This window comes from Planotetraspora sp. GP83 (assembly GCF_041262585.1).
Classification (GTDB): Bacteria; Actinomycetota; Actinomycetes; order Streptosporangiales; family Streptosporangiaceae; genus JAOEGB01.
In genome coordinates this window covers 555411-577501 of sequence record NZ_JBGCBZ010000001.1, presented here as the reverse complement: position 1 = coordinate 577501, position 22091 = coordinate 555411, and the positions used below count along the sequence as shown (strand labels likewise).

Sequence of the window (22091 nt, the reverse complement as noted above, 5' to 3'; positions counted from 1 at the left end):
GGCTGTGCATGATCACGGCCGAGGGGGTGGCTCAGTGGCCGGTGATGAGGTCGGCGATCCTGGCCAGGCTGGAGGTCTTGGCCATGCCCTTGCCTTCGCGGGCGTCGGCCAGGCGGTAGAGGCGGTACATCGAGTGCACCCCCAGCCAGCGCAGCGGCTCGGGCTCCCAGGCGCGGACGCGCCGGTCCACCCACGGCAGCCCGGTGAGCTCGGTCTCCCGCCCCAGGACGAGGTCGCACAGTGTCCGCCCGGCGAGGTTGGTGGTGGTCACCCCGTGGCCGGTGTAGCCGCCCGCCCAGCCGAGGCCGGTCGCGTGGTCGACGCGCACGGTCGAGCACCAGTCGCGGGGCACGCCCAGCACGCCGGACCAGGCGTGCGCCACCCGCGAGGAGCCGGCAGCGGGGAAGAACGAAGTCAGCAGCTCCCACAGCGCGTCGACGGTCCAACCGTGGGTGTGGCCGCGATCGTCGATCCTCGACCCGTAGAGGTACGGCTTGCCGCGCCCGCCGAAGGCGATCCGGTCGTCGGCCGTCCGCTGGGCGTACATGTAGTAATGGGCCATGTCGCCGAGCAGTTCGCGGTTCTCCCAGCCGATGGACGCCCAGACGCTCTCCGGCAGCGGTTCGGTGACGATCATCGAGCTGTTCATCGGCAGCCAGTCGCGGTGGTGGCCGGGGATGGTGGCGGTGAACCCCTCGGTGCAGCGCAGCACGTAGGGCGCCGTCACCGTGCCGTGCTCCGTGACCGCCCTGCCCCGGCTGATCTCCGTCACCGGGGTGCGCTCGTAGATCTCGACCCCGACGTTCCGTACGGCCTCCGCGAGGCCCCGTGCGAGCTTCGCGGGCTGGATCCTGGCGCAGTGGGGGCTCCAGGTGGCGCTGACGGCGCCGGCCACCCGCAGGCGGGAGTCCATCTCATCGGGGGAGAGCAGCCGGACGTCGTCCTCGGTCCAGCCCCACTCCCGCTGTCCTGCCAGCTCCTCACGGAGCCGGGCGGCCTGGGCCGGGCCCCTGGCGACGTTGAACAGGCCGCTCTTGACGATATCGGCGTCGATCCGCTCCTCGGCGGTGACCCGGATGACCTCGTCGATCGTCGCGAACATCGCCCGCTGCAGCCGTCTGGCGGCCTCCGGGCCGTGGGTCCGCGCGTAGCGTTCCGGCGAGCCGGCCAGGGCTCCCGTCAGCCAGCCGCCGTTGCGGCCGGACGCGCCGAACCCGGCGAACTCCTTCTCCAGCACGACGACCCGGAGCGACGGCTGGGCCTTCTTCAGGTAGTAGGCCGTCCACAGTCCCGTGTACCCGGCGCCCACGATGGCCACGTCCGCCTCGCGGTCCCCGCCCAGCGGATCGCCGGGCACGGGAAGCCCGAGAGATCGGTACCAGAAGGACACCTCGCCGTTGACGAAGCCGGGGGACAACGGAGCACTCATGGACGACATCCTGCTATATCCGTTCCACCATCCGCATCGGGCGACGGAAGTCGTTGGGAAATCGCGATGATCACGCGGATAACCGCAGTCGTAACGTGGACGGCCAAGTGAAACGGGCGGCTCACCCCCGTGTAGCAGCGGCGTAACAGTCCTCAGGCAGTCTGAGGCCAGCACAACAGAGGGGAGCGGTACGCGATGGGGTTCTTGCGGATCCGGACGACGGTGGACGAGCGGCCCGGCCGGCTGGCCTCCCTCGCGGCGGCTCTCGCCGAGAAGGGCGGCAACATCCTCGGCCTCTCGGTGCAGCCGGACACGGACGGCACGGTGGACGAGTTCGTCACCGACATCCCGGCCTCCCCGGACGCGGTGCGAGAGGCGCTGGAAGCGGCCGGAGGCCGCCGGGTCCAGGTCGTGCCCGCCACCGCGCACGAGCTGACCGACGAGCCCACCCGCGTGCTGCTGCTCGCCGCCCGCCTGCGCTCGATGCCGTGGCGGCTCCCGGAGATCCTCGGCGACCTGCTGCGGGCCGACGACGCCCGCTGGGTCTACGGCGCCGATCCCGCCCGTCCCCGGGGTGGCGCGGAGGGCGTGGAGCTTCCCGACCCCACGCTGCTCCTCGTTCCCGTCGCGCCCCGGCGCGCGATCCGGCTGCGCCGCTCCGGCCTGCCGTTCACGCTGACCGAGGCGGCCCGCGCCGCCGCGCTCGTACGGCTCGCGCAGCCGCCCGTCGAGGCCGCCATGCCCGAGGGTCCCGTACGGCTGGCCGACGGCACCGAGGTGCTGATCCGGCCGTTGACGACGCTCTATCGGGAGGCCCTGCGCGACCTGCACGAGCGCTGCTCACCGGAGACGCGCAGGTTCCGGTACTTCACCTCCATGCCGACGCTGCCCCCGAGGGTGTTCGACCGGCTCTGCGACCGCAGCCGGGGGCACTCGATCGTCGCCGGGCACGACGGCCAGGTGGTGGCGGTGGCCTCCCTCATGTTCACCCCCGACCCCGGCATCGCCGAGATCGCCTTCCTTGTCGAGGACCGCTGGCAGGGCCGCGGGCTCGGCTCCGCCATGGCCGGCATGCTCCTGCGGGAGGCCAGGGACCTGGGCTTCGCCGAGGTGCGGGCGACCCTGCTGTTCGACAACGTCCGTATGCGCCGGCTGCTGACCTCGCTCGGCGCGACGATCACCCAGACGGAGGACCCCGGCGTCGTGGAGGCGCGGATCGCCGTGGGAGTGATGGCGTCGGCCTCTCCAAAGTGATCCGTGTGTTGCCGTACCCGCATGATCACGAATAAAAGAGACCAGGTCGGCGCCGCTCCGGAATCAGTGCATGATCGCGACCGAGAGGGGGCAGGTCGGGGGCCACGGCCGGGAACCCGTGCATGATCACCCCGGTGTGGGGGCGGCGGGGCCGGGGTCGGGCGGGGCGTTCATCGCGTCGAGGCGTCGCTCGACGCGGTCGAGGGACTCCTGCAGCCGATCCAGCCGCGCCACGATCGACGGGCCGCCGATGAACAGGCCCGCCGCCCGGCCCGATGCCTCGGATTCGAGCCGCGCCTCCTGGATGACCTTCATGCGGATATGGTCGAAGTGGACTCCACGCCCGGCCAGCACCTGGGCCCCGACCCCCTCGCCCTCCCGGATCAACCCGAGGAGGATGTGCTCGGTGCCGATGTAGTTGTGGTTGAGGTGCAGGGCCTCGCGGAGGGACAACTCCAGGACCTTCTTGGCGCGCGGCGTGAACGGGATGTGCCCGCCCGGGGTCTCCGCGCCGATGCCGATCATCCGCTCGACGTCCTGCCGCACGGCCTCGAGGTCGATCCCCTCGTCACGGAGCACCTTGGCGGCGGCCCCGTCGCCTTCGTGGACGAGGCCGAGAAGGATGTGCTCCGTGCCGATGTAGGTGTGGTTGAGCGACCTCGCCTCCTCCTGGGCGAGAACCACGACACGGCGGGCACGGTCGGTGAAGCGCTCGAACACGGGAGGCCTCCGTCGTTGGCGGGTGCTTCCACTATGCGTCAGAAACGGCGGCAGAGGACAGGCAGAGGACACGTGGTCACCGCTGTCGCCAAGCCGGCCGCCCGGTGAACGGCGCGGAGGCGCCCCCGGCCGGTCGCAGGCCGGGGGCGTGAGCGGCGGTCAGGGGGTCACAGGCCCGGGGTGTAGAGCAGGCGGTTGGGGGAGCCGCTGCCGGGGCTCACCACGACGCCGGCGGTGGCGTTGCTCACGATGGCGTCCCGCACCTGCTGCGGTGTCGCCGCCGGGTGGCCCTGGAGGTAGAGCGCCGCCGCGCCGGTCACGTGCGGCGTGGACATCGAGGTGCCGCTGATCGTGTTCGTCGAGGTGTCGGAGTCCTTCCATGCCGAGGTGATGTTGTATCCGGGGGCGAACAGGTCCACGCACGTCCCGATGTTGCCCCACGACGGCTTCTTGTCGGAGATGTCGGTGATCGAGACCGTGATGGCCTCCGGGACACGGGCCGGCGAGGTGTTGCACGCGTTCTGGGCGAAGAGGCCGAGGAAGCCGTTTCCGGCCGCGATCGCGTACCCGACGCCGGAGGCGACCGAACGTCGCACCGCGTCGTCGAGGGCCGTGTTCGTGCTGCCGCCGAGGCTCATGTTGGCCACGGCAGGCTTGACGGCGTGGGCGGTGACCCAGTCGATACCCGCGATCACCTGATCGGTCGTCCCGGACCCGTCGCAGTTGAGCACCCGGACGGCCACCAGCAGGACGCCCTTGGCCACGCCGTACGAGCCGCCGCCCGTGGTACCGGCGACGTGGGTGCCGTGGCCGTTGCAGTCCTGGCCGTTCTGGCCGTCGCCGATCGCGTCGAAGCCGATCGAGGCGCGGCCGCCGAAGTCCGAGTGGGTGGTCCGGATGCCGGTGTCGACGATGTAGGCGTGGACCCCCGCGCCGGTCGGGCCGTACGTGTAGGACGAGCTCAGCGGAAGGTTCCGCTGGTCGATCCGGTCAATACCCCACGAGGGCGGGCTGGGCTGGGTGTCGGACGCCCGGACCACGGAGTTCTGCTGGACGTAGGCCACGGCCGGGTCGGCGGCGAGTCTCTTCGCCTCGGCTGCGCTCGCCCGTACGGCGAAGCCGCGCAGCGCGAAGTGGTAGGTGCGGTCGAACCTGCCACCGTGGCGGCCGGTGAGCGACCGGGCCGCCGAGTCGACGTCGGCGCCGTTCTTCAGGACGACGATGTAGCTGCCGGGGATCAGGTCGGCCGGGTCGGACGCCTCCGCCAGCACGGTTCCCTGCGCCGGCGCGGGGGCGGGCGGGTCGTCGGCGTACGCCGCCGGGCCAGTGGCGAGCACCGTCGCGAGCGCGGGCGCCACGGCGGCGACGAGCAGGGCGGCCCAGCGGAGCGGCGTGCGAGACGTCGGGGGGTGCGTCATTGGTCCCTCCTGGAACCTCGGTCTGGCATTCGCGCCAGGTGCCCCGAAGGTAGGAACCACCACGAGTTAGTACAAGAAGGATCATTACTGACCAAAAGGTGGCATTAACCGATCGTTGTCGGAAGTTGCCACATGATCGGTCAGGCCGTACGAGGGGTGAATGGGGGAGTGGACTGCGGACATACCGGAGGGGTACACGTTGACCTGTGAATCTCGATGAGGCAGCCGACCGGCTGTACGGCATGGCGCCCGGTGAGTTCACCGCCGCCCGCGACGGGCTGGCCAAGGAGGCGAAGGCCGGCGGCGACGTTCCGCTGTCGCGGGAGATCGGCGGCCTGAGGAAACCGACCGTCGTCGGCTGGGCGGTGAACCAGGCGTCCCGCCGCCATCTCGATGAGTTGGACGAGCTCCTCGACGTCGGCCGGCGGCTGCGCGAGGCGTGGCACGACCAGGACGCCGAGGCTCTGGCCGAGCTCACCCGGCAGCGGTCCACACTGACGGCCCAGCTCGCCCGCATGATCCGGGAAGACGCCGAGGCGGGCGGCCAGGCGCTGTCAGGTTCGGCGGGTACCGAGATCGAGCAGACCCTCGACGCGGCCGTCGTGGACGAGGAGGCCGCCGGCCAGGTGCGGCAGGGCAGGCTGGTGCGCGGCCTCAGCTACAGCGGCTTCGCCCCCGCGCCGATCGTCCGACCGGCCCGCCCACGCGCCTCCGAGGGGACCGGTCCGGCGCGAAAGAGAGCCGGCCAGCAGGGCGCGAAGGAGGCCGGGACGCCGCAGCCTTCGGCCGAGCGCCGGGCGGCCGAGCGGGAACGCCGGATCCGCGAGCTGGAAAGATCCCACGTGGAGGCCGACCGGGCGGCGACGGAGGCCGAGGAGGCCCACGCCTCCTGGGAGACCGAGCTGGCGGAAGCCGTACGGGAACACGACCGGCGCGCCGCGAAGGTGGCCGAGCTGTCCGAGAAGCTGGCCAAGGCCCGGGAAAAGCTGGCGGGCGCCGGCCATCGGCTCGACGTCGCCAAGCGCGAGGAGAGCCGCACCGCCCGTGCGGCCCGATCCGCCCGCTTCCTCGCCGACCGGACCGAAGCCGCCCTCAAGTCCGAATCCCAGGATCAGCCCCACGATGAGTCCGGGGAAGAGCTCCCGGAATAGGCCCGTCGCGGAGCTCTCGCGGCTGGAGGCCTATTTGTCATGCGTGTTCAGCATAAATCGGTTAGTAAGGATCTTGCGACATTAACCTTGCAAGTAGCACAATTACGCTTCCACCTCTTCAGAATTCCGGAGTGATGAGAGGCTGCCGTGCACCTGGCGATCACCCTCGACCGGCTGCACTGTCACGACGAAGGAGACGGCAGCGGCAACGGCGAGCCATACCTGTGGCCTGTCTTTTCAAAGTCGACGGGCAGAGTTACGCGTGCAACCCGGGAGTGGGCCTCATCGGCCAGCCCATCGTCGTGTCGACGACCGGCCACCGCGGCAATCTTGGCCACGGGAACGTGGACGCCGGGTGCGATGTCGACATTCCGCCCGCCGTCGGCCCGGTTCCGGTCGGAGTTCCGGCCCATGCCCGTTAATGACCCGGTCATCGCCCAAATCGTGGGCGGGAGTCTTCCCGCTATCGCGGGCGTGGTCGTAGTTGTGATGGAGGAAGACGCGTGGCCTGACCGGCTCGCGACCGATGGATACGTTGCGCTCGTCGACGCGGTGAAGCTCGCCGTGGTCAACGTGACTCGCGCAGGGCATGCGTCCGCGCGACGGGGCGCGCGCCGCCGTGGGCAGGAACGAAGCATGCACGAGTGCTTGAGCCGTTGACATCAGCGGCTACACCGAAGGAGACAAATGGCCACTGACATCCGACTCGACGACGACCCCAACGGGATTCCCCGGGACTCCGGCGAGTTCGGCTTCCACCAGCCGATCGGACTGCGCCTGCCCGGCGAGCTGGTGAAGCCGGTCAGCAGCAGGCAGCAGCGCACCTCGATGCGCGCATTGATAGAACTGCTGGGCAGCCTGCCGCCGGTCACGCTGACGGCGCAGTTGCGCAGCCCCGCCATGGGAACCGAACCGTATGCGCCAGTGATCCGGGTCAGTCCCAGTGACGGGCTCGTCATCTCGACCCGGATCTCGTACGCGTCGGCGGGACAGGTGTTCGGCGGGGACGTCAACTTCGGCGCGACCGGCGGGGACCTCCGACCTGCTCAGCTGGGGCCCGGCCGCTGGGAAGTCACGGTCCGCCGCTGCGGCATCTCGAGTGCGGGCTACGTGAGCCTGGCGAAGTCCTTCACTGTTCGGGTCGCCGTCGACGCAAGTCCCGCCGATCCGCCGCCGACCCGGCCTCGGATCTCGGTCCGCAAGGGCGGCCCGGTCGATGCGGTGATGTTCACCATCACGGGAAGCGCAACGCCGCCGGAGTCGCGCTGATCCAGTTCTCGGCGACCGGCACCGTTGACATCCCCCTGTGAACCGGGTGTCCGATAGATGGGAAATAAGCCCTTGAGTGGACAAAGCCACCCAAAAGCATATTTCTGCGAGATATTTCAGGACAAGTGCTTTACGGAGAGGCGAGGCGGCCGAGGCTGGGCGGGATCTTGGCGGCGGCGGCGCGGTCGAGCAGGAACAGCGTGCCCTGACGCCCGCGCGCCCCGGCCGCGGGCACCTGCATCGGGCCGGCCCCGGACAGCGCCAGGTGCACGGCCTGTGCCTTCTCCTCACCCGCGGCGACGATCCACGTCTCGCGGGCGGCCTGGATGGCGGGGAAGGTGAGCGACAGCCGGGTCGGCGGCGGCTTGGGCGAGCCGTGCACCGCCACGACGGAGCGCTCCTCCTCGTAGAGGGCGGGCTGGCCGGGGAAGAGCGAGGCGACGTGGCCGTCCGGCCCCATCCCGAGGAGCAGCACGTCGAACGACGGCACGGGACCGTGGTCCTCCGGCCTGGCCGCCTTCGCCAGCTCCACGGAGTAGGACTCGGCCGCCTCCTCCGCCGTCAGCCCCGAGTCGGGGCCGGGCATGGGGTGGACGCGGGACGGGTCGACGTCCACGTGGTCGAGAAGGGCCTCGCGGGCCCCGGTCTCGTTGCGCTCGGGATGGCCGGTCGGCAGGAACCGTTCGTCGCCCCACCAGATGTCGAGCGCCCGCCAGTCGATCGCGTCGCGGGCGGCCGTCGCGGCGACCGCCGCGAGCGTCGCGATGCCGATCGTGCCGCCGGTCAGCACCAGATGGGCCGAGCCTCGGGCGGCCTGCGTGTCGGCCAGCCGCGTGATCAGGCGGGCCGCCACGGCCTCGGCCAGCACTCCGGCGTCGCGGTGGACGATGACTGTGGGAACGCTCACGACCGCTTCTCTTTCATCACGTGCGAAGTAGTGGGCCGGGAGCCCGCGACACGGGCCCCCGGCGATGGATCAGGACCGCGGTTTCTCCGCGAGCCGGTGGATCGTCGAGGCGTAGACCTCGTCGGGGTCCAGCCGGCGCAGCTCCTCCGCGAGCAGCTCCGAGGCCGGCCTGCGGGCCAGCGCGACCCGCCGGTCCGGCTGTCCGGGCTTCGACAGGGTGGCCAGCCGGGCGTCGCCCCGGTTCACCTTGAGCTCCCCGCCGCCCGCGACCGTCAGCCGTACGGCGGTCAGACCGGGCCCGGAGGACTCCGTGACCTGGATCGGCGCGTTCAGCCGGTCGGACAGCCACGCCGCGAGCAGCGGACCGCTGGGGTTGCCCTTGGCGGCCTCCACGACGCCCTCGGCGACCTTCCCGATGGGCTGGTCGAGGGCCGCGGCGAGCAGGCTGCGCCACGGGGTGAGCCGGGTCCAGGCCAGGTCGGTGTCCCCGGGCACGTAGCCCCCGGCCCGGCCGGTGATGGCCGCGACCGGGTCCTTCGCCGAGCGGGCGTCGGTGATCCGGCGGCCCGCGAGCTGGCCGACGGGGTCCTTCGCGGGCACCTCCGGGCACTCTCCCGGCCACCAGACCACCACGGGCGTGTCGGTGAGCAGCAGCGGGCTGATCACCGAGTCGGCGTGCTCGGTCAGATCGCCGTACAGGCGGAGCAGCACGACCTCGCCGGGGGCGGACTCGCCCACCCGGATCTCGGCGTCGAGCCGGTTCGGCTCGGCCGGGTCGCGGTTGATCACGACCAGGATCCGGGACGGGTGCTCCCGCGCCGCGTCGGTGGCCGCCCGGACCGCGTCGTACTGGCCGGCCTCGTCGACGACCGTCACCAGCGTCAGCACCATGCCGATCGCCGGGGCGCCCATCTGGTGCCGCAGCCTGGTCAGCGTCGAGGAGATTTTCGACGCCGTCGTCTCGGTCAGGTTGAAACTCGTCACAGCCGCCTCCAGGCGCGTCCGTCCCTGGCCAGCATGGCGTCGGCCGAGGCGGGGCCCCAGGTGCCGGCCGGGTAGCCCTCGGGCTTGCCTTGGGAGGCCCAGAACTCCTCGATCGGGTCGAGGATCATCCACGACAGCTCCACCTCCCGCTGGTGCGGGAACAACGGCGGGTCGCCGATGAGCACGTCGAGGAGCAGCCGCTCGTACGCCTCCGGTGAGGACTCCATGAACGACTCGCCGTACGCGAAGTCCATGCTGACGTCCCTGACCTCCATGGCGGTGCCCGGCACCTTGGAGCCGAAACGCACCGTGATGCCCTCGTCCGGCTGGACCCGGATGACCAGGGCGTTCTGCCCGAGGATCTCGGTGTCGTCCTTGCTGAACGGCAGGTGGGGCGCCCGCTCGAAGACCACGGCGACCTCCGTCATCCGGCGGGTGAGCCGTTTGCCCGTCCGCAGGTAGAACGGCACGCCCGCCCAGCGGCGGTTGGCCACCTCCACCTTGATGGCGGCGTAGGTCTCGGTGATCGAGTCCGGCGGGATGCCGTCCTCCTCCAGGTAGCCCTTGACCGGCTCGCCGCCCTGCCACCCGGCCGTGTACCGGCCGCGCGCCGTGCCGGTGGAGAGGTCGGCGGGAAGCTGGACCGCCCGCAGTACCTTCTCCTTCTCCCGCCGCAGCGCGTCGGCGTCGAAGGAGATCGGGTCCTCCATCGCCACCAGCGCCAGGAGCTGGAGCAGGTGGTTCTGGATCACGTCACGGGCCGCGCCGATGCCGTCGTAGTAGCCGGCCCGGCCGCCGATGCCGATGTCCTCGGCCATCGTGATCTGGATGTGGTCCACGTAGCCGCGGTTCCAGATCGGTTCGTAGAGCGTGTTGGCGAACCGCAGCGCCAGGATGTTCTGGACGGTCTCCTTGCCGAGGTAGTGGTCGATCCGGAAGACCGACTCCTCGGGGAAGACCGCGTTGGTGATCGCGTTGAGCTCGCGGGCGCTCTTGAGGTCGTGGCCGAACGGCTTCTCGATGACCACCCGCCGCCAGGAGCCCTCCGGCGCCTTGGCGAGGTCGGTCCGCTTGAGCTGCTCGATCACCGTGGGGAAGAACTTCGGCGGCACCGAGAGGTAGAAGGCGTAGTTGCCCCCCGTGCCCCGGGTCTCGTCGATCTCCTTGAGCATCATCGACAGCACGTCGAAGGCGCCGTCGTCGTTGAACTCGCCCGGGCAGAAGTGGATGCCCTCGCGGATCTGGTTCCAGACCTCCTCGCGGAAGGGCGTCCGCGCGTTCTCCTTCACCGCCTCGTACGTGACCTGAGCGAAGTCCTCGTGGGCCCAGTCGCGGCGGGCGAAGCCGACCAGCGAGAAGCCGGGCGGCAGCAGCCCCCGGTTCCCCAGGTCGTAGATCGCGGGCAGCAGCTTGCGCTTCGCGAGGTCTCCGGTCACGCCGAACAGCACGAGCACGCACGGCCCGGCCACACGTGGGAGTCTCTTGTCGCGAGGGTCGCGCAGCGGGTTGGCGGCGACCGTCTCCTCGGTCGTCGCGGTCGCGGCCACCTGCGCCGCGACCGCGGTCGACGATTCGACGGGCGCGGCGGGGCTGGTCGCGGGGATCGGCGGCACCACGTTCTCCGGCGCCTCAGCGCCCTCGGCCGCTTTGGCCGCCTCGGTCCCCGGGGCGGGTTTGGGCTGCTTGGTCATGCGGCCTCCCTCCCGGTGGATCCTTGGCCGGTGACGTGGCCAGTAACGCATCGCATGGTCAGAGCTCCTCCGCCACGGAGAGCAGGTGCCTGACGCCGGCGACCCGGTCGGTCAGGTGCAGGCGGACGGCGGGCCGGCCGCGCGAGGCCAGCGCCCGCAGGTCGCCCAGCGCCTGCGCGAGCTGCAGCCTGCCCAGCGTGTACGGCTTGCCGGGCACCTCGATGTCGTCCGTGACCGCCCCGGTGATCTGCAGGAACACGCCGACCGGCGGGCCGCCCTTGTGATACTGCCCGGTCGAGTGCAGGAACCGAGGGCCCCAGCCGAACGTGACCGCGCGGTCGGTGCGGTAGTCGAGCAGCGCGCGCAGCGTGGCCACGTCCGCGCTCGCCCACGTCTCGGTCATCTCCTCGAACGAGGCGTCGCCGACCGTCGCGGCGTCGAACGCCGCCTCCCGGTCCAGGTACGCCATGATCGCCAGGTAGCCCCGGCCGGGGATGGCCTGGAGCAGCCAGGTCAGCACGTCGGCCAGGTTCTTCGGGTCGCCCGGCACGTCGCCGTAGACCTCGACCGGGCCGTCCGTCAGGACGGGCGTGCCGGTCGGCAGCGGGCCGTCGCCGGCCTCCTGCAGGATCTTGGTGGTGTTCTCCTTGGACTCCGCCACGTTGGGCTGGTCGAAGGGATCGATCCCCAGCACCCGGCCCGCGATCGCCGTGGCGTACTCCCAGGTGAGGAACTGCGCGCCCAGCGGGCCGTCGACCACCGTGCCGCCGTCACGGCCGATGGCGACGACGTACTGGTCGTCGTCCTCCGCGGCCTCGGCGCCGACGACGGGGAGGATGCCCTTCCCCGACTTGCCGGTCGACTCGGCGATGAGCTGCTCGATCCAGTCCGGCAGCCCGTTGATGTCGGACAGGCTGTCGCGCAGGATCAGCTTGTCGCGCCCCTGGAGTGCCTCCGCGCCGAGCACGGCGCCCAGGTCCAGGCCGGGGTTGCCCTCGTCCTGCGCGAGCAGCGGCCGTACGGCCGCCGCGTCGTCGAGCAGCTTCCGCACGTCCGCTCCGGCCAGGGCGCTCGGCACCAGGCCGAAGGCGCTCAGCGCGCTGTAGCGGCCACCGACGTTCGGGTCGGCCAGGATGACCTGGTAGCCGGCCTCGATGGCCGACTGCTCCAGCGGGGAGCCCGGGTCGGTCACGACGACGATCCGCTCGGCCGGGTCGAGCCCGGCGTCCCTGAACGCCTTCTCGTAGATCCTTCGGTGGCTGTCGGTCTCGATCGTGCCGCCGCTCTTGCTGGAGACGACCAGCAGCGTCCGCTCCAGCCCGTCCGCCAGGGCGCGCCGCACCTGGTGCGGGTCGGTGGTGTCGAGGACGGTCAGCGGCACGTCCTCGGTGGCCGCGATGACCTCGGGAGCGAGCGAGGAGCCGCCCATCCCGGCGAGCACCACGTGGTCGAGGCCCTCGGCGCGGGCCTTCTCCACCAGGTTCTCGATCTCGGGCAGCAGCTCCCTGCTCGTCAGCGGCAGGTTGAGCCAGCCGAGCCTGACGGCCGCCTCGGCCTGGGCGTCGGCGCCCCACAGGGCCGAATCCCCCGCGGCGAGCGCCGCGGGCACCCCCTCGGCGACCAGCTTCTCCTTGACCGCCTGTACGGCTTCCGCGGCGTCGCCGGCGGTTACCTCAATGGTCATGTGACTCAGGCCTTCCTGAGCTCGGTCTCGACGGTCTCGAGCAGCTCGGTCCACGACTTCTCGAACTTCTCGACGCCCTCCTCCTCCAGCACCCGCACCACGTCGTCGTAGTCGATGCCGGCCTCCTTCAGCGCGGCCATGACGTTCCAGGCGTGCTCGTAGAAGGGACGGATGGTGTCGCCCGAGATCTTGCCGTGGTCGGCAACCGAGTCGAGCGTCTTCTCGGGCATCGTGTTGACGACCCCGGCGGTGACGAGCTGGTCGACGTAGAGCGTGTCGGGGTAGTCCGGGTTCTTGACGCCGGTCGAGGCCCACAGCGGCCGCTGCGGGCGGGCCCCCGCGGCGCGCAGCTCCTGCCAGCGGGGCGAGTTCACGACCTCCTCGAAGGCGGCGAACGCCAGCCGGGCGTTGGCCACGCCGGCCCTGCCCTTCAACTCCTTCGCCTCCGGGGTGCCGATCTCGTCCAGGCGGGCGTCGACCTCGGTGTCGACGCGGCTGACGAAGAACGACGCCACCGACTCGATGCCCGAGAGGTTGAGGCCGCCCGCCCTGGCCTTCTCCAGGCCGGTCAGCCAGGCGTCCATGACCTGGCGGTACCGCTCCAGCGAGAAGATCAGCGTGACGTTGACGCTGATCCCCTCGGAGATCGCCTGGGTGATCGCGGGCAGGCCCTCGACGGTCGCCGGGATCTTGATGTGGACGTTCGGCCGGTCGACGAGCCACCACAGGGCGCGGGCCTCGGCGATGGTCGCCTCGGTGTTGCGGGCCAGCCTCGGGTCGACCTCGATGGAGACACGGCCGTCCACGCCGTGGGTGCCGTCGTAGACCGGCTTCAGCACGTCGGCGGCCCAGCGGATGTCGAAGGTCGTGATGGCCCGGACCGCCTCGTCGACCGAGACGCCCCGGGTGGCGAGGTCGCGCAGCTGGGCGTCGTACGCGTCGCCCTTGCTCAGCGCCGAGGCGAAGATCGTCGGGTTCGAGGTGACGCCGGTCACGTACTTCTCACGGATGAGGGCGGCCAGGTTGCCGGTGCGCAGGCGCTCCCGGCTGATGTCGTCCAGCCAGATCGACACGCCTGCCGCGGTGAGACGCTTCAGATTCTCGCTCATTGGTTGTTCCTCAGTTTCCGGTCGTCTCGCCCTTGTCAGCCCCGGTCTTGGCGAGGCTGGCCTTGGCGGCGGCCACCACTCGGTCGGCGGTCAGGCCGAACTGCTCGAAGATCGTCTTGTACGGCGCGGAGGCGCCGAAGTGCTCCAGACTCAGGACTTCCCCCGCATCACCCACGAACTCGCGCCAGCCGAGCGAGATTCCCGCCTCGACGGCCACCCGGGCGCGGACCGCCGGCGGCAGCACGGTCTGCCGGTACGCCGGGTCCTGCGCGCGGAACCACTCGACGCACGGCATCGACACGACCCTGGCCGGGATGCCCTCCGCCTCCAGGGCCTCGCGCGCCTCGACGGCGAGCTGGACCTCGCTGCCCGTGCCGATGAGGACGACGGACGGCTGGCCGTTCGACGCCTCCTCCAGGATGTAACCGCCGCGGGCCACCTTCTCCGGGTCGCCGGTGCCGTCGTAGACCGGCACGTTCTGGCGGGTGAGGGCGAGGGCCGCCGGGCGGTCGTCGTGCTCCAGCACGATCTTCCAGGCCGCCGAGGTCTCGTTGGCGTCGGCCGGGCGGACCACGTCGAGGCCCGGGATCGCGCGCAGCGCCCACAGGTGCTCCACTGGCTGGTGGGTCGGGCCGTCCTCGCCGAGGCCGATCGAGTCGTGCGTCCAGACGTAGATCACCGGCAGCTTCATCAGCGCGGCCAGCCGTACGGCCGGGCGCATGTAGTCGCTGAACACCAGGAAGGTGCCGCCGTACGGGCGGGTGCCGTTGTGCAGGGCGATGCCGTTGAGGATCGCGCCCATCCCGTGCTCGCGGATCCCGAAGTGCAGGGTCCTGCCGTACCGGTTGCCGGGGAACTCACGGGTCTGGTACTCGTCCGGGATGAAGGACGGCTCGCCCTTCATCGAGGTGAGGTTGGACTCGGCGAGGTCGGCGGAGCCACCCCACAGCTCCGGCAGGACCGGGGCCAGCGCGCTCAGCACCTCACCCGACGCCTTGCGGGTCGCGACGGACGAGCCCGCATCGAAGCTGGGCAGCGCCTTGTCCCAGCCCTCGGGGAGCCTGCGCACCGAGATCCGGTCGAACAGCTCGGCCCGCTCGGGGTTGGCGGCCCGCCAGCTCTCGAACCTCTTGTCCCACTCGGTGCGGAGCTCCCGGCCGCGCTTGACGACCTCGCGGGAGTGGTCGAGGACCTCGGCCGGGACGTCGAAGCTCTTCTCCGGGTCCATGCCCAGGACGCGCTTGGTGGCCGCGACCTCGTCGGCGCCCAGCGCCGAGCCGTGGGCCTTACCCGTGTTCTGCTTGTTCGGCGCGGGCCAGCCGATGATCGTGCGGAGCCTGATGAAGGTGGGGCGCCCGGTCTCCGCCTTGGCGGCCTCCAGAGCGTCGGAAAGGGCCTGGACGTTCTCCTCGTAGTGCTTGCCTTGCGCGCCTTCGGCACGACCTTCACCGGCGGTCCAGTCGACCGTCAGGACGTGCCAGCCGTACGCCTCGTAGCGCTTGGCGATGTCCTCCGACAGCGCGATCTGGGTGTCGTCCTCGATCGAGATGTGGTTGGAGTCGAAGATGACCGCGAGGTTGCCGAGCTTCTGGTGGCCCGCGATCGAGCTGACCTCGTGGCTGATGCCCTCCTCGATGTCACCCTCGGAGGCGATGCACCAGATCATGTGGTCGAACGGCGACTCGCCCTGGGGCGCGTCGGGGTCGAACAGGCCGCGCTCGCGGCGGGCCGCCATCGCCATGCCCACGGCGTTGCCGAGCCCCTGGCCCAGCGGACCGGTGGTCGTCTCCACGCCCACGGTGTGGCCGTGCTCCGGGTGGCCCGGCGTCAGGCTGCCCCACTGGCGGAGCGACTTCAGATCGTCCAGCGCCAGGCCGTAACCCGACAGGTAGAGCTGAATGTAGAGCGTCAGGCTGCTGTGACCGGCGGAAAGGACGAACCTGTCGCGTCCCACCCACGTGGGGTCCGACGGGTCGTGCCGCAGGAACCGCTGGAAAAGGAGGTAGGCGGCGGGTGCGAGGCTCATGGCGGTGCCGGGGTGGCCCGAACCCGCCTTCTCGACCGCGTCCATGGCCAGTGCGCGCACCACGTCGACAGCCTGCCGATCGAGGTCACTCCACTCAAGGCTTGCGCTGCTCAACTGCTCGATCCCCTCTGTTCAAATCCGCGCCGTTGTGGCATTTCCCGCCCACTGGGGACCCTAACGGGTCCCCTGTCATACCGTTTGGTAGCCCACCCCGTCTGGGCCGCTCGATGGCCGGCTCGGTGATCGGTTGGATGATGTGCTCGATGACCTGTTCGATTTCCTGTTCAATGAACTGGGCCCCGTGAGCAGCGAGACTTCCGGGGTGGCGGGATCGGGGCCGCTTCCGGCCCCAGTTCCTGGACCACCGGTTACGCCGACTACAGTGATTGCGCAATGCCGGTCCCAGGTCCGGAGATCCGCTCTATTCAGAGGTTACGCGTTGACCCCGCATGTGTTGGATGCGCCTTGACGGTGCTGACGAACAAGCAGACGATGGCCCCGCTCGGAACCGCCGCGACGGCCACGGCCCCCCGCTCCCTCGGGGCGCTCGTGAAGGCGTATGTGGCGCTCACCAAGCCACGGATCATCGAGTTGCTCCTGATCACGACCCTGCCGGTCATGTTCCTGGCGGCGCGCGGTCTTCCGCCGCTGTGGACGGCCGCGGCGACGATGATCTTCGGCACCCTGTCGGCGGGCAGCGCGAACGTGCTGAACTGCTACATCGACCGCGACATCGACGCGACGATGCGGCGCACGCGCCGCAGGCCGCTCGCGAAGGCGGAGGTCTCGCCGCGCGGCGCGCTCGTCTTCGGCGTGGTCCTCGGCGTCGCCTCCACGCTGGGCCTCGGCCTCGCGGTCAACTGGGTGGCGGCCGGCCTGTCGCTGGCCGCGATCCTGTTCTACGTCTTCGTCTACTCGATGATCCTCAAGCGGCGGACGTCGCAGAACATCGTGTGGGGCGGCATCGCCGGCTGCATGCCCGTGCTGATCGGCTGGGCCGGGATCACCGGAACCCTGTCGTGGGCTCCCGTGGTGCTCTTCGGCGTCGTCTTCTTCTGGACGCCCCCGCACACGTGGACGCTCGCGATGCGCTACCGCGAGGACTACGCGGCCGCGCACGTGCCCATGCTGCCCGTCGTGACCACGGAGCGGCGCGTCGTCCTGCAGGTGGTCGCCTACACCTGGGCCACCGTGCTGTGCTCGCTGCTGCTGTGGCCGGTCGCCGGCACCTCGCTGCTCTACCCGGTGGTCGCCCTGGCCCTCGGGGCGGCGTGCCTGTGGGAGGTCTACCGCCTGCTCGGCCGGGTCAACGCGGGCAGGACCGGCGTGGACCTGCGGCCCATGCGGTTCTTCCACTGGTCGAACATCTACCTCGCGCTGCTCTTCCTCGCCGTGGCGCTCGACTCCCTCCTGGTCTGAGGCGCGGGCCGCTGGTCTGAGCCCGGCCGCTCACCCGTAGATCTTGCGGACGTTGTCCTTCGGGGGCGGCCGGTGCGTCCCCGCCGGGCCCTCGGCGAATGCCGTCAGCAAATTGGTCGTCACCGTTGTGACGAATCTCCTCGTGCGGGCGTCGATGCCGTGCGCCTCCGGGCTGTCGCGGGTCCCGGCCATCAGCGCCTCGGTCCACCGCATCGTCCCAGACGCGAAGACCCCGGCCCCCTCAGGCGTCGTGTAGTAGGCCGAGTCGGCGAAGCTCGGCCGCCCCGCGCACGTCAGGGGCGAGTGGGAAAGGATCTCCAGCGGCCGGGGCGTCGGCACACCCGGAGTGACCCGGTCGTACTCCACGCCCACCAGGTGCGCGAAGGAGTCGCCGTGCCTCACGCCCGTGCCGGCGAAGACCCAGTGCCGGGGAGCCGTGACCACATAGGGCGCGTCCGCCGGGAAGCCGTCGTAGTAGACCCCGGTCAGCGACGATTCGGGGTCGGGCGCCGGGTCGGCCCGGAAGTCCGTCGTCACCAGCGACGGGTGCTTGCCGTACAGAGGATCCTCGGCGGCGGCGGTCTTGTAGCAGACGACCAGGCGGCCGTCCCGCTCCAGGCGGATGCGGCGGTAGCAGGTGTTGGCCCCGAGGAACGCGAGGTTGGCGCCCGCGTCCCTGGCCTCGGTGACGCGGCGGCGCAGCCCCGGCGTCCAGTACTCGTCGTGGCCGAGGAAGAAGACCGCCGTGGCGCCGTCCAGCACCTGGCCGCCGGTCTCCAGGTCCACCCCGGTGGTGTACGCCAGCGGGATACCGAGCCGTTCGGCCAGTTCCACCACCGCCCGCTCGTGGATCAGGAACTTCCGCACCCCGACCTTGTCGTACGGCCGGTCGAAGGTCACGGCGAGCGAGCGGCTGTCGTAGCGGCCGTCCTCGCCGTAGTAGAGGCTGTAGCCGCCCCACCTGTTGTAGGCCTGCCACGTGGCCGCGGCGTGGACGAGCACGGTCTTCCCGGCGGCGGTCGCCGACCGCACGACCAGCGGCACGTAGCGCTGGGGCCCGTGGTCGGCGTCGAGACGCAGCAGGTAGGCCCCCTCCGGCCAGCCGTCCGTGGGCACGGACAGCGTCCGGTCCCACCCGGCGTGCGCTGTGCGGGTGGCGTGGGCGACCTCGGCCGGGGCCTGTCTCCGGCCCTTGATCCAGCTCGACCGCCACACCCGGCGCGCGAGCGCCCCGCCGTACCAGCCCATGCGGTACGCCGTGACCCGGAAGCGGTCCGCGGTCGTGGAGGCGTGCAGGCCCACCGGCTCGCCGGGGAGCACGCTCACCTGGTCGCAGTAGCCGTCGATGGCGTCGGCCGGGCCGTACCTGCGCAACCTCCAGGACGAGTCGCCCGGGAGCAGCCGCTCGGGCAGGGCCGCGGCCCGCGTCCCCGGCAATGCCACCGGGCCGGGCTCGGCGGTGGGCGCCGGACGGGCGTCGCCAGGCCGGGTGGCCTGACGGGCGGCCGGCGAGGCGTCCCCCACCACCCCCGACCCCGCGGCGACCGCGCTCACGGCGGTGGTCCCCGCCACGCGCAGGAATCGCCGCCGGCCGAGCCCGCCCGGAGGTTTCTCGCTCATCGTCCCCACTCGTCACCAGAACGGATATCGCGATCGTGAAGGTATCGCGAACCGCCGGTTCCGCAAGCCGGCCGCCGGTCCCAGGACAGCGGCCGAGGGCGCCAGCGGTGGGGGCGGAGGGGACAGAACGTGGATGTTCGGTTACATTCGCGGAATGGCCAGCCTTGATCCTCGTGCGGTGCTGAAGGAGCGTCCGTCAGTCGGTCTGATCATCGGTCTCGTGATCGCCGGGATCTGCGCTCTGGTGTCCTTCTCGTTCGACATACTGAACGGCGACCCCGTTCACTTCTTCATCGCGCTGGGGCTCGCCGTGGCCCCCGTTCCACTGCTGCTGGCGGGCGTGCTCGCCCTCGACCGCCTGGAGCCGGAACCCCGCACCAACCTGATCTTCGCGTTCGCGTGGGGGGCGGGCATCGCCGTCCTCGTCGCGGGCCTCCTGAACTCGCTCAACCTCGTCTACGTGGCCCACCAGCTGGGCGACGAGAACAGCGCCCGCAGCCTGGTCGCGACGTTCGGCGCGCCGCCGGTGGAGGAGACGCTGAAGGGCCTGGTGCTGCTGGGCCTGTTCCGGTACCGGCGGCAGGAGCTGGACGGGCCCACCGACGGCATCATCTACGCCAGCATGGTCGGCCTCGGCTTCGCGATGTCCGAGAACGTCAGCTACTACATCGCGGCGCTGAACGAGAACGGGGCCCAGGTCCTCGCCGCCACGCTGGTGCTGCGCGGGGTGCTCTCGCCGTTCGCGCACCCGCTCTTCACGTCCCTGATCGGCATCTCGGTGGCCTACGCGGCTCACCGCAGAGGGCCGTCCGGCCTCGTGATGATCATCGCGGGCTGGCTCGGCGCGATGATCCTGCACGGCATATGGAACGGCTTCGCGTCGTTCGGCGGGCTCGGGGGCCTCGCGATCGCCTATCTCATCCTGATGGTCCTGCTGGTCGTCGAGCTGACCGTGATCTTCAGGGACAGGAAGCGCATCATCGGGCTGATCCAGCATTACCTGCCGTCGTACGAGCGGAACGGGCTGGTCAACCAGGCGGACATCTTCATGCTGACGTCGTTGCGGCGGCGCAGCCACGCCCGGGCCTGGGCCAAGGCCCACGGCGGCAAGGCGGGCGCGCGGGCGATGAGCGACTACCAGCTCGCCTCGACGGAGCTCGGGCTGCTCCACGCCCGCGCGGCCAGGGGAGGCGTGGACGAGGCCACGTTCCGGACCACGCAGCGGTCGCTGGCCGACCTCATGGCCTACGCCCGGATGTCCTTCCCGATCCCGGAGCGCCACCAGGCCCGCGCCGCCCGGGGAGTGCCGCCGCCGGGGTACGCCCCCGGAGCCCCGCCCCCTGGCCGCTGGCCGGGCCAGGGGCCCGGGTACGGCGCGGCCGGCCCGGGCTTCCCCCCGGGCGGCTCCGGGACGACCTGACCGAGGCGAGGGTTTCGGGAGCAGGCCGCCGGGCTTGGTCAGCGCCGGGCGCGGCGCGCGGACGCCAGCGCCCGGTCGAGTCCGGCCTCATGGGGGCCGAGGAACCGGGGCTGGGAGTGGAGCAGCACGCCGTCCAGCACGCCTTTGGCGGAGGCGAAGACCTCCCGCGCGGCGTACCCCGCGGTCTCCATCGGCCAGTCGGGAGTGGAGTCGTCGCCCACCCCGAACGCGTCCAGGCCGGCCGTACGGCACAGCGCGACGGCGCGGGGGAGATGGAACTCCTGGGTCACCACGATCAGGCGTGAGGCCCCGAAGATCCTCCTGGCCCGGACGCAGGAGTCCCAGGTGTCGAAGCCCGCGTAGTCGAGGACGATCTTCTTGGCGGGCACGCCATGGGCGATCAGGAAGTCGCGCATCACGGTCGGCTCGTCGTATCCGGCGCGGCTGTTGTCACCCGACAGCAGCAGCGCGCGCACCTTGCCCTCCTGGTAGAGCCGGGTCGCGAGAGCGAGCCGGGTCCGGAGCATCGGGCTGGGCTGGTCGCCGAAGATCCCCGCGCCGAGAACCAGCGCCGCGGGCATCGCCGGTACCGACTCCATCCAGGGGGTCCCGGGCTCGGCGACCACCCGGTGCGACGCGCTCGTGAGCCAGACCCACGTCATCGGGGCCAGCGGCAGGACGCTGAGGACGGCGAGGCACTGGAACGCCCTTCGCAGCGCGGCTTGAGACCATCGCCAGGGCAGAAGAGTGATCACGCGGGATTAGACGCTCGCATGGCGTAGTTAGTTGCGAGCTCGCCGCGGTTCGAGCGGCCGGATACCGGAGTGGCGACCGGGCCGCGTGACCGCGTCAGGAACACCACGCGCAGCGTGGCGATCCACACGAGGGTCGAGCCCAGCACGTGCACGCCGACGAGGAACGCCGGGACGGCCAGGAAGTACTGCACGTAGCCGACCACGCCCTGGGCCAGCTCCACCCCGAGCAGCACGAGCGCGGCCCGCCGCGCGCGTCCGGGGGAGTCGGTCACGTGAAGCGAGAACAGCAGCGCGAACGTGAGCCCCACCACGATCCACACGACGTCGGTGTGCAGTTGCGCCACGCTCTGGATGTCGAAGCCGAACCGCGACGCCGCCTTGTCGCCCGAATGCGGGCCCGTGCCGGTGACGACCACTCCCGCGATCAGGAGGACGAACACCGCCGCGGTGAGGACGAACCCGAGAGTGCGGATGTCGCGGTGGACCAGCCGCTGCGGCGGCGCGTCACCCTCCCCGGCCCGCGCGAACAGCGTGAACGCCGCGGCGATCATCCCGATGGACAGGAGGAAGTGGACGCTCACCGTGACGGGGTTGAGCAGCGTGCGCACCACCAGGCCGCCCCACAGGGCCTGCGCCAGGACGCCGAGCGGCTGCAGCGCGGCCAGCCGCACCAAGGCGGGACGGCGCTGCCCGTAATCGGGGCGGCCGAGCCGTACGGCGGCGACCACGCAGGCCGCCGCGACGGCGAGCACCAGGAACGTCAGCAGCCGGTTGCCGAACTCGATCGCCATGTTGATCGCGGAGTGGGCGTCGTGCCTGACCGGGACGAAGCTGTCCGGGGTGCATCTCGGCCACGTCGGGCAGCCGAGGCCAGACCCGGTGACCCGGACGGCCGCGCCGGTTACGGTGATGCCCGCGTTGACCACCACCGCCGCCAGTGCCCACCGCCGCATCGTCTCGGTCGTAGAAAACCAGAAGGAGCCGTAGAAGGCGATCGCACGGGCGCGAAGCTGGCCAGCGAGGCGTTTGAGGGCTCTCAACAAGGCGGCGGCCGCGCGGGCGCGAGGCTGGTCAGCGAGGTGGTTCACGGCATTCATGGTAGGTGGCGCAACGAGCGCCCCCGTGTCCGGCCCGTTGCGGCCCCGATTCAGCCCGCGTTCGGCCCGCTTTCGGCTTGAACCGCGGACAGTGTGATCGTTTCTGCGCGGAACGGTACGATCGCCGGGCGGGGGCAT

16 protein-coding genes and 1 pseudogene are annotated in these 22091 nt (G+C 71.1%); 5 read left to right on the top strand and 12 right to left on the bottom strand.

The features are described from left to right. Nucleotides 1-31 precede the first annotated feature (31 nt). Nucleotides 32-1429: an NAD(P)/FAD-dependent oxidoreductase gene (locus ABH927_RS02660; protein ID WP_370017792.1), complete on the bottom strand. Its 1398-nt coding sequence runs from the start codon at nt 1427-1429 to the stop codon at nt 32-34. 195 nt (nt 1430-1624) lie between these two features. Here ABH927_RS02660 and ABH927_RS02655 point away from each other — a divergent pair, with 195 nt between their 5' ends. Beyond that, on the top strand, nt 1625-2683 hold the full coding sequence (locus ABH927_RS02655; protein ID WP_370017791.1) for an N-acetyltransferase family protein: 1059 nt from the start codon (nt 1625-1627) through the stop codon (nt 2681-2683). Between the two features lie 341 nt (nt 2684-3024). Here ABH927_RS02655 and ABH927_RS02650 read toward each other — a convergent pair. Next, nucleotides 3025-3403: pseudogene (locus tag ABH927_RS02650) on the bottom strand (Clp protease N-terminal domain-containing protein); the annotation flags it as partial. 167 nt (nt 3404-3570) lie between these two features. Next, on the bottom strand, nt 3571-4821 hold the full coding sequence (locus tag ABH927_RS02645; protein WP_370017790.1) for a S8 family peptidase: 1251 nt from the start codon (nt 4819-4821) through the stop codon (nt 3571-3573). Between the two features lie 206 nt (nt 4822-5027). Between ABH927_RS02645 and ABH927_RS02640 the strand changes: the two genes are divergently transcribed. Beyond that, on the top strand, nt 5028-5972 hold the full coding sequence (locus ABH927_RS02640) for a hypothetical protein (protein WP_370017789.1): 945 nt from the start codon (nt 5028-5030) through the stop codon (nt 5970-5972). A 687-nt stretch (nt 5973-6659) separates the two neighbouring features. Then, nucleotides 6660-7241 carry a hypothetical protein gene (locus ABH927_RS02635; RefSeq protein ID WP_370017788.1) on the top strand — a complete coding sequence of 194 codons (582 nt, stop codon included), beginning with the start codon at nt 6660-6662 and terminating at the stop codon, nt 7239-7241. Nucleotides 7242-7371: 130 nt separating this feature from the next. Here ABH927_RS02635 and pgl read toward each other — a convergent pair whose 3' ends face one another. From pgl to tkt, 6 genes are all read right to left on the bottom strand, one after another. Continuing rightward, entirely contained in the window at nt 7372-8148 is a 777-nt protein-coding gene (gene pgl / locus ABH927_RS02630) for a 6-phosphogluconolactonase (protein WP_370017787.1), read from the bottom strand. 69 nt (nt 8149-8217) lie between these two features. After that, nucleotides 8218-9132, bottom strand: coding sequence for a glucose-6-phosphate dehydrogenase assembly protein OpcA (locus tag ABH927_RS02625; RefSeq protein ID WP_370017786.1), 915 nt, complete (start codon nt 9130-9132; stop codon nt 8218-8220). After that, complete coding sequence (gene zwf / locus ABH927_RS02620) at nt 9129-10823, bottom strand: glucose-6-phosphate dehydrogenase (RefSeq protein ID WP_370017785.1); 1695 nt, start codon at nt 10821-10823, stop codon at nt 9129-9131. The genes ABH927_RS02625 and zwf overlap by 4 nt, the downstream gene beginning before the upstream one ends. Before the next feature lie 58 nt (nt 10824-10881). Further along, entirely contained in the window at nt 10882-12507 is a 1626-nt protein-coding gene (locus tag ABH927_RS02615; RefSeq protein WP_370017784.1) for a glucose-6-phosphate isomerase, read from the bottom strand. Between the two features lie 5 nt (nt 12508-12512). Further along, nucleotides 12513-13616, bottom strand: coding sequence for a transaldolase (gene tal, locus ABH927_RS02610; RefSeq protein WP_370017783.1), 1104 nt, complete (start codon nt 13614-13616; stop codon nt 12513-12515). A gap of 10 nt (nt 13617-13626) precedes the next feature. Then, complete coding sequence (tkt, locus tag ABH927_RS02605; protein ID WP_370017850.1) at nt 13627-15687, bottom strand: transketolase; 2061 nt, start codon at nt 15685-15687, stop codon at nt 13627-13629. Nucleotides 15688-16134: 447 nt separating this feature from the next. Between tkt and ABH927_RS02600 the strand changes: the two genes are divergently transcribed. Further along, nucleotides 16135-17061: a heme o synthase gene (locus ABH927_RS02600; RefSeq protein WP_370017849.1), complete on the top strand. Its 927-nt coding sequence runs from the start codon at nt 16135-16137 to the stop codon at nt 17059-17061. Nucleotides 17062-17091: 30 nt separating this feature from the next. Here the strand turns inward: ABH927_RS02600 and ABH927_RS02595 are convergent, their stop codons facing one another. Further along, nucleotides 17092-18681: a N,N-dimethylformamidase beta subunit family domain-containing protein gene (locus tag ABH927_RS02595; RefSeq protein WP_370017782.1), complete on the bottom strand. Its 1590-nt coding sequence runs from the start codon at nt 18679-18681 to the stop codon at nt 17092-17094. 154 nt (nt 18682-18835) lie between these two features. Between ABH927_RS02595 and ABH927_RS02590 the strand changes: the two genes are divergently transcribed. Next, a complete protein-coding gene (locus tag ABH927_RS02590; protein WP_370017781.1) occupies nt 18836-20101 on the top strand; it encodes a PrsW family intramembrane metalloprotease in 1266 nt (421 codons plus the stop codon). 38 nt (nt 20102-20139) lie between these two features. On the opposite strand, the gene ABH927_RS02585 is transcribed toward ABH927_RS02590, so the two are convergent. Next, entirely contained in the window at nt 20140-20856 is a 717-nt protein-coding gene (locus tag ABH927_RS02585; RefSeq protein WP_370017780.1) for a vancomycin high temperature exclusion protein, read from the bottom strand. Next, a complete protein-coding gene (locus tag ABH927_RS02580; protein ID WP_370017779.1) occupies nt 20853-21944 on the bottom strand; it encodes a heme A synthase in 1092 nt (363 codons plus the stop codon). Before ABH927_RS02580 ends, ABH927_RS02585 begins: the two co-directional genes overlap by 4 nt. Between the last annotated feature and the right edge of the window lie 147 nt (nt 21945-22091).

Excerpts from the sequence above, each read along its gene's own strand:
- ABH927_RS02660 (WP_370017792.1), bottom strand. The coding sequence starts at position 1,429 with ATGAGTGCTCCGTTGTCCCCCGGCTTCGTCAACGGCGAGGTGTCCTTC.
- ABH927_RS02655 (WP_370017791.1), top strand. The coding sequence starts at position 1,625 with ATGGGGTTCTTGCGGATCCGGACGACGGTGGACGAGCGGCCCGGCCGG.
- ABH927_RS02590 (WP_370017781.1), top strand. The coding sequence starts at position 18,836 with ATGGCCAGCCTTGATCCTCGTGCGGTGCTGAAGGAGCGTCCGTCAGTC.
- zwf (WP_370017785.1), bottom strand. The coding sequence starts at position 10,823 with ATGACCAAGCAGCCCAAACCCGCCCCGGGGACCGAGGCGGCCAAAGCG.
- ABH927_RS02635 (WP_370017788.1), top strand. The coding sequence starts at position 6,660 with ATGGCCACTGACATCCGACTCGACGACGACCCCAACGGGATTCCCCGG.
- tal (WP_370017783.1), bottom strand. The coding sequence starts at position 13,616 with ATGAGCGAGAATCTGAAGCGTCTCACCGCGGCAGGCGTGTCGATCTGG.
- tkt (WP_370017850.1), bottom strand. The coding sequence starts at position 15,687 with ATGGACGCGGTCGAGAAGGCGGGTTCGGGCCACCCCGGCACCGCCATG.
- ABH927_RS02645 (WP_370017790.1), bottom strand. The coding sequence starts at position 4,821 with ATGACGCACCCCCCGACGTCTCGCACGCCGCTCCGCTGGGCCGCCCTG.
- ABH927_RS02600 (WP_370017849.1), top strand. The coding sequence starts at position 16,135 with ATGGCCCCGCTCGGAACCGCCGCGACGGCCACGGCCCCCCGCTCCCTC.
- ABH927_RS02615 (WP_370017784.1), bottom strand. The coding sequence starts at position 12,507 with ATGACCATTGAGGTAACCGCCGGCGACGCCGCGGAAGCCGTACAGGCG.
- ABH927_RS02595 (WP_370017782.1), bottom strand. The coding sequence starts at position 18,681 with ATGAGCGAGAAACCTCCGGGCGGGCTCGGCCGGCGGCGATTCCTGCGC.